Origin of the sequence: Coprothermobacter platensis DSM 11748 (assembly GCF_000378005.1) — a bacterium.
Taxonomy (GTDB): domain Bacteria; phylum Coprothermobacterota; class Coprothermobacteria; order Coprothermobacterales; family Coprothermobacteraceae; genus Coprothermobacter; species Coprothermobacter platensis.
Window position 1 is genome coordinate 1,208,669 of record NZ_KB899040.1, and the last position, 12,962, is coordinate 1,221,630.

12 protein-coding genes are annotated in these 12,962 nt (G+C 42.1%); 5 read left to right on the forward strand and 7 right to left on the reverse strand.

Annotated features, from left to right (window positions below):
- Nucleotides 1-1,089, forward strand: a complete 1,089-nt coding sequence (locus D890_RS0106505; protein WP_018963711.1) for a hypothetical protein — start codon at nt 1-3, stop codon at nt 1,087-1,089.
- Between the two features lie 217 nt (nt 1,090-1,306).
- On the opposite strand, the gene pdaA is transcribed toward D890_RS0106505, so the two are convergent.
- Entirely contained in the window at nt 1,307-2,269 is a 963-nt protein-coding gene (gene pdaA / locus D890_RS0106510; protein WP_018963712.1) for a delta-lactam-biosynthetic de-N-acetylase, read from the reverse strand.
- A gap of 139 nt (nt 2,270-2,408) precedes the next feature.
- On the opposite strand from pdaA, the gene D890_RS0106515 reads away from it, so the two are divergent.
- Nucleotides 2,409-3,284, forward strand: coding sequence for a bifunctional methionine sulfoxide reductase B/A protein (locus D890_RS0106515; RefSeq protein ID WP_018963713.1), 876 nt, complete (start codon nt 2,409-2,411; stop codon nt 3,282-3,284).
- Nucleotides 3,285-3,426: 142 nt separating this feature from the next.
- The gene (locus D890_RS0106520; protein WP_018963714.1) at nt 3,427-4,773 is read left to right on the forward strand and encodes a tryptophanase; all 1,347 of its coding nucleotides are present in this window, start codon (nt 3,427-3,429) and stop codon (nt 4,771-4,773) included.
- A gap of 205 nt (nt 4,774-4,978) precedes the next feature.
- On the opposite strand, the gene D890_RS07900 is transcribed toward D890_RS0106520, so the two are convergent.
- The 3 genes from D890_RS07900 to D890_RS0106535 form a co-directional block, all read right to left on the reverse strand.
- Nucleotides 4,979-7,942, reverse strand: a complete 2,964-nt coding sequence (locus D890_RS07900) for a M56 family metallopeptidase (protein WP_018963715.1) — start codon at nt 7,940-7,942, stop codon at nt 4,979-4,981.
- 3 nt (nt 7,943-7,945) lie between these two features.
- Nucleotides 7,946-8,332: a BlaI/MecI/CopY family transcriptional regulator gene (locus D890_RS0106530; protein WP_018963716.1), complete on the reverse strand. Its 387-nt coding sequence runs from the start codon at nt 8,330-8,332 to the stop codon at nt 7,946-7,948.
- A 172-nt stretch (nt 8,333-8,504) separates the two neighbouring features.
- Complete coding sequence (locus tag D890_RS0106535; RefSeq protein ID WP_018963717.1) at nt 8,505-9,185, reverse strand: GntR family transcriptional regulator; 681 nt, start codon at nt 9,183-9,185, stop codon at nt 8,505-8,507.
- A gap of 181 nt (nt 9,186-9,366) precedes the next feature.
- On the opposite strand from D890_RS0106535, the gene D890_RS0106540 reads away from it, so the two are divergent.
- Together D890_RS0106540 and D890_RS0106545 are read left to right on the forward strand one after the other, a co-directional pair.
- Nucleotides 9,367-10,344: a dihydrodipicolinate synthase family protein gene (locus tag D890_RS0106540; protein ID WP_018963718.1), complete on the forward strand. Its 978-nt coding sequence runs from the start codon at nt 9,367-9,369 to the stop codon at nt 10,342-10,344.
- Nucleotides 10,345-10,415: 71 nt separating this feature from the next.
- Nucleotides 10,416-11,654 carry a solute carrier family 23 protein gene (locus D890_RS0106545; protein WP_018963719.1) on the forward strand — a complete coding sequence of 413 codons (1,239 nt, stop codon included), beginning with the start codon at nt 10,416-10,418 and terminating at the stop codon, nt 11,652-11,654.
- A gap of 71 nt (nt 11,655-11,725) precedes the next feature.
- On the opposite strand, the gene D890_RS07905 is transcribed toward D890_RS0106545, so the two are convergent.
- The 3 genes from D890_RS07905 to D890_RS0106555 form a co-directional block, all read right to left on the reverse strand.
- Entirely contained in the window at nt 11,726-11,962 is a 237-nt protein-coding gene (locus tag D890_RS07905; RefSeq protein WP_211209994.1) for a P-loop NTPase family protein, read from the reverse strand.
- 102 nt (nt 11,963-12,064) lie between these two features.
- Nucleotides 12,065-12,391, reverse strand: coding sequence for a tRNA-binding protein (locus D890_RS0106550; protein ID WP_018963720.1), 327 nt, complete (start codon nt 12,389-12,391; stop codon nt 12,065-12,067).
- 31 nt (nt 12,392-12,422) lie between these two features.
- A complete protein-coding gene (locus D890_RS0106555) occupies nt 12,423-12,956 on the reverse strand; it encodes a hypothetical protein (RefSeq protein ID WP_018963721.1) in 534 nt (177 codons plus the stop codon).
- Nucleotides 12,957-12,962 lie beyond the last annotated feature (6 nt).

A 12,962-nucleotide genomic window follows, 5' to 3' on the forward strand; every position in this document is an offset into this window, starting at 1 on the left:
ATGAAAAGTGGACGTGTAATTGGTTGCTTTTTGCTAATTCTTCTTCTCGCCATTGGGTGCACAGGCACCACAAGCCAAAATGCCGTACCATTGATTTTTCAGTACGACGATGGGAATCAAATAAGCTACGTAAATGCACTCTGGTCTCCAGAGAAAGGCACTATGGAAATTGGTAAAGAACCCATTCTTTCCTACTCAGCCAGTTTACCCATAATTGCCGTACATTGGGAAAGTTCTGGCAAAGCCTCTCTCTTCACAAGTGAGGATATCTCAACAACTACTCAAGTGCAAGCAAATGGAGTAGATATTAATGTGATCAGTTTGGCTAACTCCTTGCCTTCATACTACGAACCGGTGGTTGCCTATACAACCACGCAAGCAATCTATGCCAGCGCAGGCGGTGACCTATCGACAACGATTTCCAAAATAACTGCGTCGGCTATGCAACAGTATCAAATGGATAATGGGAGATTTTTAGGAACGGGAGTTATGGATGAAGCAGCCTATGTGCTCGTAGGTAAGCAAAATCAATACAAAGTACCAGAAACAGCAACATCGGCTCACTTAGCTACTATGTCCGTCATTCTTAATATCATCAACCCTGATGGGAACATAACGACAAAAACGGTTACAGACAACTACGATGCATCCATGCTCGTACTACCAAACCTCAATATACCTTTTGCTGCTGGGAATTTCTACTTTGGCGGTTTTCGCGTTGATGTAACTGCCCAGGAACCAAAACTTATTCAAACAACATCCATAACTAAAGGCTTTGAAATTATCAGTACCGCCACCAACTTACAACCTTTCGAATTCTATGAAGAAAGCACTTTCCCAACTTATACTAAATACGGAGATTATCTCGTATGCATTGGGCAAACCATTGGGCCTACTGAACTTACCATAGCAGCATTCAAGAACAATGAACTCGCTGTATTTTCCTTAATTACACCGTACACTATGCTTAGACCTATTCCCGAAAGTGTACAGAATACCACAATCTACACTTATGATTCAAATGCCAAACAGCTCAAAGCATATTCCATGAAAACGCCGCTTAAAGTTTTCGTACCCGATTCGCCATAAAAAGACTAATGGCTCTCCAAAAGGCTGAGCGTTTTGCCCAGCCATTTATGAATCTCGGAGTTGGTTGGAAAATCGAATATGTACCACTTTTGCTGCCAGTTTTCCCGCTAATGCGCTCTTGCCAACCATTGAACATAAGAGCATAAGTTGAAAATCAGCATTATAGAGCTAAACAATGGAGGAAAAGAAGTTCCTGCTATCGACTTTATCCGGGGATTTATGGTATCTCATCCAGAGTCCCAAAGCGATATCCTTGGGCTTTTATGTCTTTTATAAGCTTGTCGAGTACTTGCACATCGTCTGGAGAAACCGCGTGGAGCAGTATGACAGCCCCGTTGTGGAGCCTGCCCATTACCGTGTTATAGGCTTCATCAGGGCCTCCTTTTAGTGGCACCCAATCCGCCATAGCTATGCTCCAAAACACGGTCCTATAGCCCAAGGCGTTGGTAACGCAAAGCGACCTTTCGCTGTAATCGCCATTTGGAGGTCTTAAATACTTCATGGTTTGGCCAGTCACATCGTAATACATCTGTGCAAGTCTGTTTATTTCATCTGTGGCTTTAGCATCACTTACTGTGGGCAAACTCACATGGTTTACCGTGTGGTTGCCTACGATGTGCCCTTCATCCACCATGCGCTGGACTAAATCAGGTTCACTTTTTACAAAGGCCCCTGTTATGAAAAACGCTGCTTTAACATTATTTTCCTTTAGAATATCCAGTATTTTTGCTGTGTTACCTGCTTCATATCCTTCGTCAAAGGTAAGGTAAACCACCTTCTTAGTGGTATCGCCTGTAAAAATGGCATGATACTTTTGCACTAACTTTTCTGCTATTGCCCCCACATCAGGCGTTTGGTGATTTGGCAAAATCCTCATACCCCATCCATATTTGGTATTATCTAATGTTGTGGGACATATACCTTCCAAGCCACTGACTTGCTCTGTGGTAGCTGTGGGAGTTACTGGCTCTTCGTCCTTGGTGCTGCTTTGAGGAGGCTCTGAAGGAATCTCTTCTTCTGGTACTGAAGGTATTATATTTGCTGCAGTGGACGTCTCACCTCCCATTGTTCCATTCGAAGGAGAATGTTTTGTTGGTCCAGCAAAAAACGACCCCAGGGCAAAAGCGCCAATCAATACAACTAATACAACAAATGCTGCCAAAACTGCTTTACCTTTCACCTAATCACCACCTTACATTAAAATGGTATATCCTATTGACCTATACTCAACAAAAAGTGGGTATACTAAAGCTGATGTGGCTAAATTGCATGTTTCAAAAGTGGAATTCTTTAACTCACACATAGGAGGAATGTAAGCTATGGAAGATAAGAAAGACTTTTCTGAATTAGAAAAAAAGGTCATGTTCGAAAAGGCTACAGAGCGTCCCTTCACTGGGGAATACTACGACTTTTTTGAGGAAGGAACCTACGTTTGCAAAAACTGTGGCTTACCGCTTTACCGTTCTCAGGACAAGTTCCATTCTGAGTGCGGTTGGCCCAGTTTCGATGACGAAGTACCCGGAGCTGTTCGACGCCAACTGGATGCGGATGGGATAAGAACAGAAATTGTATGTGGGTACTGCGGCGCTCATTTAGGGCATGTGTTCACCGGTGAAGGTTATACAGAGAAAGATACGCGCCACTGCGTTAATTCTGTCTCACTAAGATTCCTTCCCAAAGGACAGAAACCTGAAAAAGAGCAAATATTCTTTGCTGCTGGTTGTTTCTGGGGAGTAGAACATCTCTTTAAGCGGTTTGATGGTGTTTTAGATACAGAAGTTGGTTTCATGGGAGGCCACAAAGAAAACCCTACTTACAAAGAAGTATGCACGGGAACTACTGGGCATGCAGAAACTGTTAGAGTAGTTTATGATACCAAAATTGATGTAGAAGATTTGATCAAGTACTTTTTCGAAATCCACGACTTTACACAGGTAAATAGACAAGGTCCTGATTGGGGCGAACAATATCGGAGTGTTATTTTCTATACCAGTGATGAGCAAAAAGAAAAAGCAGAAAAAACAAAAGCATTTCTTTTAAAACGTTACAATGTGGCAACTAAAATAGAGAAAGCGTCCACATTCTGGCCTGCAGAAGATTATCACCAGGATTACTATGACAAGACAGGCGGCACCCCATATTGCCACTACAGAAGAACTGTTTTCGATAAAGATATACCTATCTCTTTAGACTAAAATAACAAAAGGCTCCAGCCACACGTGTGGCTGGAGCTGTCCCTTCCCCGTCCGTGTTTCTTCCCTTTCATTTTAACACAACCATAACATTAATTTTCTATTAAAATAAAGTATGGTACCAATTGAAGGGAGGAAAACATTTATGCACATGCCAGAACCTTATCGTATCAAAATGGTAGAACCAATACACCTTCTACCAAAGGAGCAAAGAGAGCAGAAACTTAAAGAAGCTGGTTTGAACGTATTTTCCCTGAAGGCACAAGATGTTTTCATTGACTTACTCACCGATAGTGGGACAAATGCCATGAGCGATAATCAATGGGCAGGAATTATGATGGGTGACGAATCTTATGCTGGATGTAGAAACTTCTATAATCTGCAAGACACTGCTCAAAGTATTTTTGAGTGCAAGTACATAATTCCCACACATCAGGGCAGAGGTGCAGAAAACCTTTTGTTTGGCTTACTGATTAAGCATGGGCAGTATGTGCTTGGAAACGTGCACTTTGATACTACTGAAGCCCATATAACCCTCAAGGGCGGACAACCAGTAAATCTTGTTATCGATGAAGCATATGACACATCAACGTATCATCCTTTCAAAGGAAATGTGGACACTCAAAAACTGGAGCAATTCATAGAAGAACACGGTGCCGAGAACATTGCTTTCATGCTTATCACTGTAACTTGTAACACTGTAGGTGGTCAGCCTGTTTCCATGGAAAACATAAAGCAGGTTTCGCAAATTTGCCGCCGTCATGGTATTAAAGTTTTCATAGACGCAGCACGTTTCGCAGAAAATGCATATTTTATAAAAACGCGTGAGGAAGCCTACAAAGACAAAAGCATACCAGAAATTGTTAGTGAAATGTTTAGTTACGCCGATGGATTTACCTTTAGCGCGAAAAAGGATGCTTTGGTAAACATAGGCGGAATGATAGGCATTATGAACGACGAAGAACTTTATTTGCGATTAAGAGAGCAAGTCATCATCTACGAAGGATTTCCAACTTATGGTGGTTTGGCAGGCAGAGATCTGGAAGCTATTTCCAGAGGCCTCAGAGAAGTGCTCGATTTTGATTATCTGCAGTCCAGAGTAGGCCAAGTGGAGTATTTAGGTTCCCTATTGACGGAAGCTGGCATTCCTATCCAGACGCCTGTAGGGGGACATGCCGTGTTCGTCGACGCCGGAAAGATGCTGCCGCATATTCGCTGGGATAACTTCCCTGGTGTAGCACTTACATCAGAGCTTTACTTAGAAGGCGGTGTAAGAGCTGTGGAAATAGGTAGCCTTCTTATGGGCAAGCAAGCTCCTACTGAACTTGTACGTTTAACCATACCCCGTCGTGTTTACACAAACAGTCACATGGATTATGTTGCAGAATGCCTAAGTAATATAAACAAGCGTAAGGAACAAGTGCGCGGCGTAAGAATTACTTATGAGCCGCCAGTCTTAAGACATTTCTTAGCACGCTTCGAGTGGGCTTAAGAATAGAAGAAGGCGAAGTAACCTTACAAACAGCGTTACTTCGCCTTCTTTAGCTTTTATCGTTATTCATCATGCAAAAGTGGAACACATAGACTTTCTACAAATCTTGTCCTTTCTTAAAAGTCTTTACCAATAGCCATGGGCGGCAAATATGCGCGCATGGCTTCCATTCATTGCTCAAGTTTACAAACATACAAAAACTTGGTTAGACTTTACGCTGCAAAATATACACATTGCTGTCTTTAGAGAAAGTGATTACCATGCCTATATCTGAGTTTTCCATGTACTTAGGTTCTGTATAATTGGAGACAACAAAATGACCTTCCTCCTTAGTAAAAGTGAGTAGTTGCGTGTAATAGCCTGCAAAACCAGTGGAAGTCATATAAGCGTAAGTTATGGTTGCATTGTTTGAACTCAGCTCAATTCTATAATCATCAATCCATGGGCTCGACTGTCCTATAACCCAATGTTCTGCGTTGAAAGCATCATACGTTTTTTTCTGTAAATCCTTGCTCATTAGGCTGTACAACGTTTTACCATCTCTATTTTTCGCGGCGGCAGCCCACCTCGCGGCTAAAATTTGCTTTTCAACATTGTCGCTGTTGAACGTCATGTTCCTTGCTACCCATTGCATTTGCTGCAACGCCCTGTCATAGATAGGAACAAAGTCGTAAGCCACATTACCCTCTTGCGGGATCACGTAAGTGTGGTATTCGTTGGTAACACTAACTTTACCCGCTATGGATGAAGTACGTTCCAGCACCACATTACCATATATTGGATAATTAGCCCCAGAAAGAGGAACTACTTTACCAGTCATCTTAGCATTCGGGCCAAATAATTGAGAAATGTCTTTAGAATGGTCATAATAACTCATCGAAACTTTGCACATTTGCTGATTGCCTTGAGTAAAGTAAACGGTCGTGCCATCTGGTGAGGTAGAAATGCTCCATGTAGGCGGAACCAAGAAGGTGAACAAATCAGTAGTGATCTTTTTCCAATTCGATGTATCCACATAATCTTCCAATGGGATAATTTCTTTATAACCTGAGACGACAACCCTACCATTTTCTGTACCGAATGTTATCTGCTCACTGCTTCTGTATGTTTCTTCTCCGGAATCTGTGTAATAGTACGTTATGACAGCATGATCACCATCCACCTCTATTTCGTAGCGCTCAACCCAAGGGCTTGACCAACGAATTGTGAAATAGACAATGTTTGGATCTTCATCAGAACGCTGGTCAGCAATAAACTGCTGTTTCATCTGATTGTTCATTATTTCATAACGCGCTCTGCCATCACGTGTAGACCATGCCTGCGCCCAAATAAGAGCCAGATTGTACTTTTCATCAAAGGTCCACGTCTTGCCATAATCTGACGTTTGATACCTTACGACCACATCAACAGGCTTGCCATTAAGCTCGCTCTTATTGTTATGGAATGTTACCTGAAGAACACCATTAGATCCATTAAATGCCAATGATGATGCACTGGCATAGTCACTAATACTCTTAAAAGAATCTGGAATTGTTATATTGCACTTTGTCCATGTTTTGCCACCATCAGTCGTGCGATAAACCACTGGATTTGGGTCATCCAAGTATCTATAAGAGATAAAACCTATTTTTTTGTTGGCAAAAGCTGCGCCGGTAACTATGCCTGAATACACATCAGTCGGGTTACCAATTTCATGCCACGTTCTACCACCATCTGATGTTTGGAAAACTCTTGTCTGTTGGTGCCCCATAGCTACATCGCTGCCTAATACAAGCCAACCATCACGGATACTACTAAAGCCTATAATTTTATTGAAAGATAATTCATTAGCTGTATTAGGAATATCCGCTGTAGTCCAACTTTTACCTTGATCTTGTGTAACAAGAACCTTTACAGATTTGCTTGTTTCATCGTCATAAGCAACCGCTATGACCTTATCTGAGAGATAAATGGCTTTATCTCTAAAATAGACATGATTATCAGAAAAATCAATGTTGGGATCATTTTCGTCAACTTTCAATGGTACGGTTATTAACGAATTGGTTAAATAGCTATCAGGCCTAAGCGAAATAACAATGTGCCCATTATCTATGCCGTAAGAGTAGCCAGCATCTATCAGGGCAATATTGTCTATAGTCATAGAATTGCTTTTACTGTTATTCCCTAACGTTATAGTTGAGCCCACAACGAGTACAGCAATAATGACTACACATAGGGCAATAATACCTTTCCTCTTCCCTCTCATGTCAAATATGTTCCCCAGCCTCTCTCTCATTGCCTTCATCCCCCCATAAAAATATGTAGATAATACTGTCCCGCTCTCCTTTCCTTTGTGTATCGCTGACAGTATCGTCTCTCCATACTGCTTCCTGAATTCTTTATCTTTCCCTTCTACTACCTCTGAGTCACACGCCATCTCTATGTCTGCATTCAATCTTCCCCTCATTATGTATACCAGCGGGTTGAACCAGTGCACTGCATTCGCACTTATCACCAATAGCTTGCTCCATATGTCTTTGTGCTTGTAGTGGATCAGCTCATGCTCCATTATGAGGGCTATGTCTTCTTCACTGTATTCTGTGCTTGGCATTACTAACATGGGCTTTATGAACCCTATCATCATTGGACTTTGTACTTTCTTACTCTTTATCAGCTTGATCTGGCTCTTTACTTTCATCTGCTGCTTTATATCTTTCCAAATGTTTAATGTGCCTTCGTCACTTACTTCATCTGAGAAACGTAGTACATTTTTCTTAAACACCAAATATCCTATGATGTAGTAAGCAAGAAAGAGCAGTGTTCCTATTATCCATATGATAGGAAGCACTTCTGCAAGGGTTACCGTGTGTTCCACAGGTGTGTTTTCCACTTCTGCAATGGGCTCACTATGTATCGGTGTGATATCCCTTTGTGAGCTTATGTCAGTGTTGTTTGCTACAGGTACATTTATTTCTATGTTTTGACTTACCAATGGTATGGTTACAGGCGCTTTTTCTACTGTAGGACTTAAGGGTATGAGCAGCCTTATGCCTATAATCAGCCACACTATGTACCGCCACTTTGGAGTAAAGTTCTTATTCATCAAAGGTTGTAGTAGAAACATTGCTACTATTACAATGGAGGTTGCTATGGATACTTGCACCACATTATGGAACAACCATTCAAGCATCCTTTATTCCCCCTTCGTTAATTCCTCTATATATTCCTTTAACGCTATTAGTTCTTCTTCGCTTACTGAGTTGCTTTCGTATAACGCAGTTACAAAACTTGTCAGCGAGTTGTTGTATAACTTCTCCAGTATGCTTTTGCTTTCCCTCTCCAAGTATTCCTGCTCAGTTATTGCAGGAGTGTATATGTTTATTTTCCCTTCCCTACGGCATTCTATAAAACCTTTGTTGGTTAGACGTGCAAGAAACGCAAGTATGGATGTAATCTTCCAATCCCTTTTGCCTTTCAGCTTCTCACTGATGTATGCAGATGTTACTGGTTGATTGGCATCCCAAATAATCTTCATAATCTCCAGCTCGGAATCAGGCAATCGTTTTATAACCTTTTTCATGTTTCCCCTTCTTTCTACTTATGTCGAATTTACAATATCATTCTACAGCAGTAGAAATATTTTGTCAACTGTGATCATTCATTAATATAGACGTTTTGCCCCCGTAGATGTCTCAATGCTACAGGATATCAGTACAAACTTAAATGTTGATTTGATAAAAACTTGTCTAAAACTATAAAGTGCGTATAGCTTTAGCTTCTTCGGAGCTGTTTGTCAAAGATAATTTCTCAATAGAATTACAAAAATCATTTGTGCACTTTCTAAGATGTTCTTCCATCAATTTGCGTGCCCTAGACGCATTTCCACTCTCTATGGCAGCCAGTATTTGACCGTGCTCCTTGATGGAAATATCATAGCGTTCCAACAGGAAATCTGCGCTAGCAACATGAAAGGTCACATTTTCCCAGAAACTTTGTAGCATGTCAATAAGCGTTTTCATTTGAGCCATATTAGTAATTTTCAGATGAAATTCCTTGTTGCACCGAGCATATTCAGTTGAGTCCCCAATTTGTGAGGCAATAAGGCTTTCAGCGTATATATTTTTTAATTGTTCAATATCTTTGTCTGCCTTTTTTTGAGTAGCAAGCTCAGCAGCAAAACCCTCTAAAACTGCTCTTATCATGAACTTTTCACGTGCTTCATTAACATTAGGAAGCTTCACCATGCAGCCAACCTGAGGAATAACTTCTACGTACCCTTCACTTTCCAACTTTTTCAGAGCATTTATTACAGGCGTTCTGCTAAGATTAAGCACCTCTGCCAACTTATATGAAGAGATAGTCTCTCCGGGCTTAAGGTTGCCATTTAAGAGCCACTGCTTTATTTGATTGTATGCGTAATCTGTTCTATTCATTAATTACATTATACATTTCACTCTAAGAAAGAACTTCTAAATAATGTTAAGAAAATTCTTGGCATATATGCTCATGGCGTGCTGTTGTTACTTGTATTTAGGTTTCGTTTAAAAATTGTTGACATTCATTTTATGTTGTGCTAACATGCTAGCATGTTAATAAACAAGGGAGGCATGTAAGATGAGTTTGAAGTTCACTGCACAGCAGGTTCATGGTATTTACAACATCATGCCAACGCCGGCAGTTCCTGGCGGAGACAGATGGGATTGCGAAGATTCTGTAGACTATGACGAGACAGTTCGCCTGGCTAACATGCTGGTTGAGAACCATGTCGATGCTATTTTGACCAACGGAACATTCGGTGAGTGTGCTACGCTAACGGAGCCCGAATGGCGCAAGTTTAATGAGACAGTAATTAGGACAGTCAATGGTAGAGTGCCCGTGTTCGCGGGTGCCACAACGCTGAATACCCGCGATACCATTAGGCGTTCCAGAGAACTCATGCAGATGGGTGCCACAGGCCTGTTCCTCGGTCGTCCTATGTGGCAACAGATGGATGAAGATGCCATAGTTGGCTATTACAGCGATGTGGCAGAAGCGCTCCCAGATGCGCCTATCATCGTGTACGATAACCCAGAAGCATTTAAAGGGAAAATTAGCTCTCACACTTATGCAAGGCTCGCAAAAATACCGAATATCATTGCTGCAAAATACATGGCTGTAGGGCCAACATATTTGGCTGATTTGGAAGCTGTAGGTGACAACATCGTAATAATGCCCTTGGACAGCGACTGGTATTATGCTTGGCTCTGGGCACCTGACAAAGCAAAAGCCACATGGACTGGCAGTGGAAACTGCGGCATGGCACCACTACTAGTTCTAAAGAGAGCAATAGAAACAGGCAACAAGGAGCTCGCTTTGCAGGTGACCATGGATCTCCGTGAGGCCTATGCTACCCTGTTCCCGCACGGAGACTTCCACGAGTTCTCCATATACAACATTCAGATGGAGAAATATCGCATGAATGCGACTGGCGCCGTCAATGCAGGACCTTGCAGACCACCTTACAACCACTTCCGTGAAGACTATGCCCAAGGTGCCATCACAGTTGGACACAAATACATTCAATTGGTAGAAAAGTACTCCAAAATGTTGTAACTGTTAGGTATATGGGGCAGGAGTCTCAGTTTCGAGATTTCTGCCCCCGCACTTTGGGAGGTGTAAGAACCATGCTAAACATGGAAAAAGGTGGTTCAATAACGCAATCAGCAAAAGACTTTGGAAAGAGTATTACACCCGCTGGTGTAGGCGTAGCCATTGCCGCTACACTTTTCGGCGAAGGTCCAGTATTCCTTCTTCTTAAACTCCTAAATGACGCTCACTTAGCCAGTAATATTGCTGTTTCTTGGCTTACTATAATCTTCATCGTTGCAGGTGTTTTCAGCATTTTTGCCTCTCTATATTACCGTATGCCAATACAGTTCGGATTCTCCATTCCTGCGGTAGCCATAATAGGGAGTGCCCTCATTAGATATCCGTTCAGTGATATCCTTGGTGCAGTGCTCATTTCAGGTGTCATAGTATTTCTACTGGGCGTTACAGGTTTGTTTAAATGGGTGTTGAAATATGTACCCATACCGGTCATTCAAGGTATGATTGCAGGTGCGTTGGTAACGTACGGCATAGCAGTTGTTAAAGCCATAGTTGCAGACCCCATTGTTGCAGGTGGTACGTTCCTAATATTCATCGTATTCAGCCTTATTCCTGTAATTTCAAAACGTTTTCCACCGATACTAAGTGCTCTCATTCTAGGCTTTGTTTTAGCTTTAGTAGCAGGTAAGGTAAACTTAAGTACAATTACATTCAGCTTTTCTTCTCTAACATTCGTTACTCCAACGTTCAGCCTGGATGCTATCCTTGAGCTTACTATCCCGCTCGCCATACTAACAGTAGGTTTCGGAAACATACAAGCCATAGGCATTCTCAAAACCCAAGGTTACAATCCACCAGTAAACAGCTTTGTGGTCCTCAGCGGCATTGGGACCATAATAAACTCCTTCTTTGGAGGTCACAATGCTGTAGTCGGTGGACCTACAATCGCTATGATGGCAGGACCGGAAATAGGCGAAAAAGATCAAAGGTACTCGGCAGCTGTGCTTGCCGGTATCCTCATGATCATTGTTGCCATCCTTTCACCCATCGTTCTTTCATTTACTCGGTCAGTGCCCAGCACACTCATTGACGTTGTCGCTGGTGTTGCCATGCTCTCAGTCATAGCTAACAACTTCACCCAGGCATTTAGCTCGCCTCTAAAAATGGGTGCCTTATTTGCCCTCATGACCACATTAAGCGGCATAACCTTATTTCACATTGGAGCCACGTTGTGGGCAATTATCTTTGGTACCATCATCTCACTGCTCCTTGAGAGAAACGCTTACCTCGAAATAGTCAAGAACACAAAGTACTAGCCAACTTCACCTTTAAATACCTCTGGCGTACGCAGGCTCCTGCCAAGAAACGGCAGGAGCCATTTTTGTTATTAACTTGCCGTTTCCATTTCTTGAACTTTCCCCATGGTTTGCTCCAGATATTCGTAGGTCACCAAGTGGAGCCCACTTTGGTCTAGTAGGTAGAGCTGATCGCACACTTCGGAAATGAACTTCCTATCGTGGGAAGCTACTACTATACCTCCCTTATAGGATTTCAGTGCGTTTCTTATCTTGAGCTTCGATAGCGGCGTTATGCTATCTTTACAGTTTTCAATACAGGGTTCCACGCAAGCTAGTTTGTTATGGCATCATTAGAAAAAGTAAAGGCTACTTCCTAAAGTGAGCCATGGGAGGTGGTTGTGCGCATCGTTTATCGTAGCATTGATCAATCAACCAATTCTGTCCCCTAAGGGCACTTCCCTGTCAGGCTGTAGCAGAACAACTCCGCCCTGCGTGTAGACCCCGAGCACCAGCACCTCAGAAATAAAATCGGCAACCTGCTTAGGCGGAAAATTTACCACGCAGACGACCTCTCTGCCGAGCAAATCTTCTTTTTTGTAAAGCTCTGTAATCTGTGCGCTGGACCTTTTTACACCCAAAGGACCAAAATCAATAGCGAGCTTGTAAGCAGGTTTTCTTGCCTTCGGGAAGTCTTCTGCGCTGATTATTCTTCCCAATCTTATGTCCAAATCAGCAAATTCATCAAAAGATGCCATCAGTATGTACCTCCCAAAAACTTGCGTCTAGTTACCAGTTTTCTTCCGGATCTTCATCCTCATAAAGTTCATTGAGAATGTCATACAATTCATACTCAGCTTCAAGTGGAATGTAATCATTCACTACCAGGTTTCTGTAATCACTCAGCAAAAGACGTACCCTTAAAATCTTATCGTCGTCCCATTTCCTGGGCTCTTTGTCACCAAAATACCATCTGGGATACACAAGATAATCCCATTGAGTCTCGGGTGGTTCATCTATGCTTGAACGATGTCTTTTCCTCTTGTATACTACTGTTATTTCAGCATCTAATTCTATGCCAGCGATTACTTCTCGATACTGGTTTGGAATCTCTTGTTGCTTATTTCTCCTACCAAGAAGGGAAGCGACGTCTTTTTTTAATGATTGCTTTGTTTTAGGCTTATCTGGCAAGGTATTTTTTGTTTCAACAGCCTTGTCTTCTTCTAAAGCATCTATTACATCATCCAGTTGTTGCAAGAGCAAGTCTTCTTCCAAGTAACTAAAATCTGCGCTATAATCCTCATTTATGCTATCTTCGGGCATTGCCAT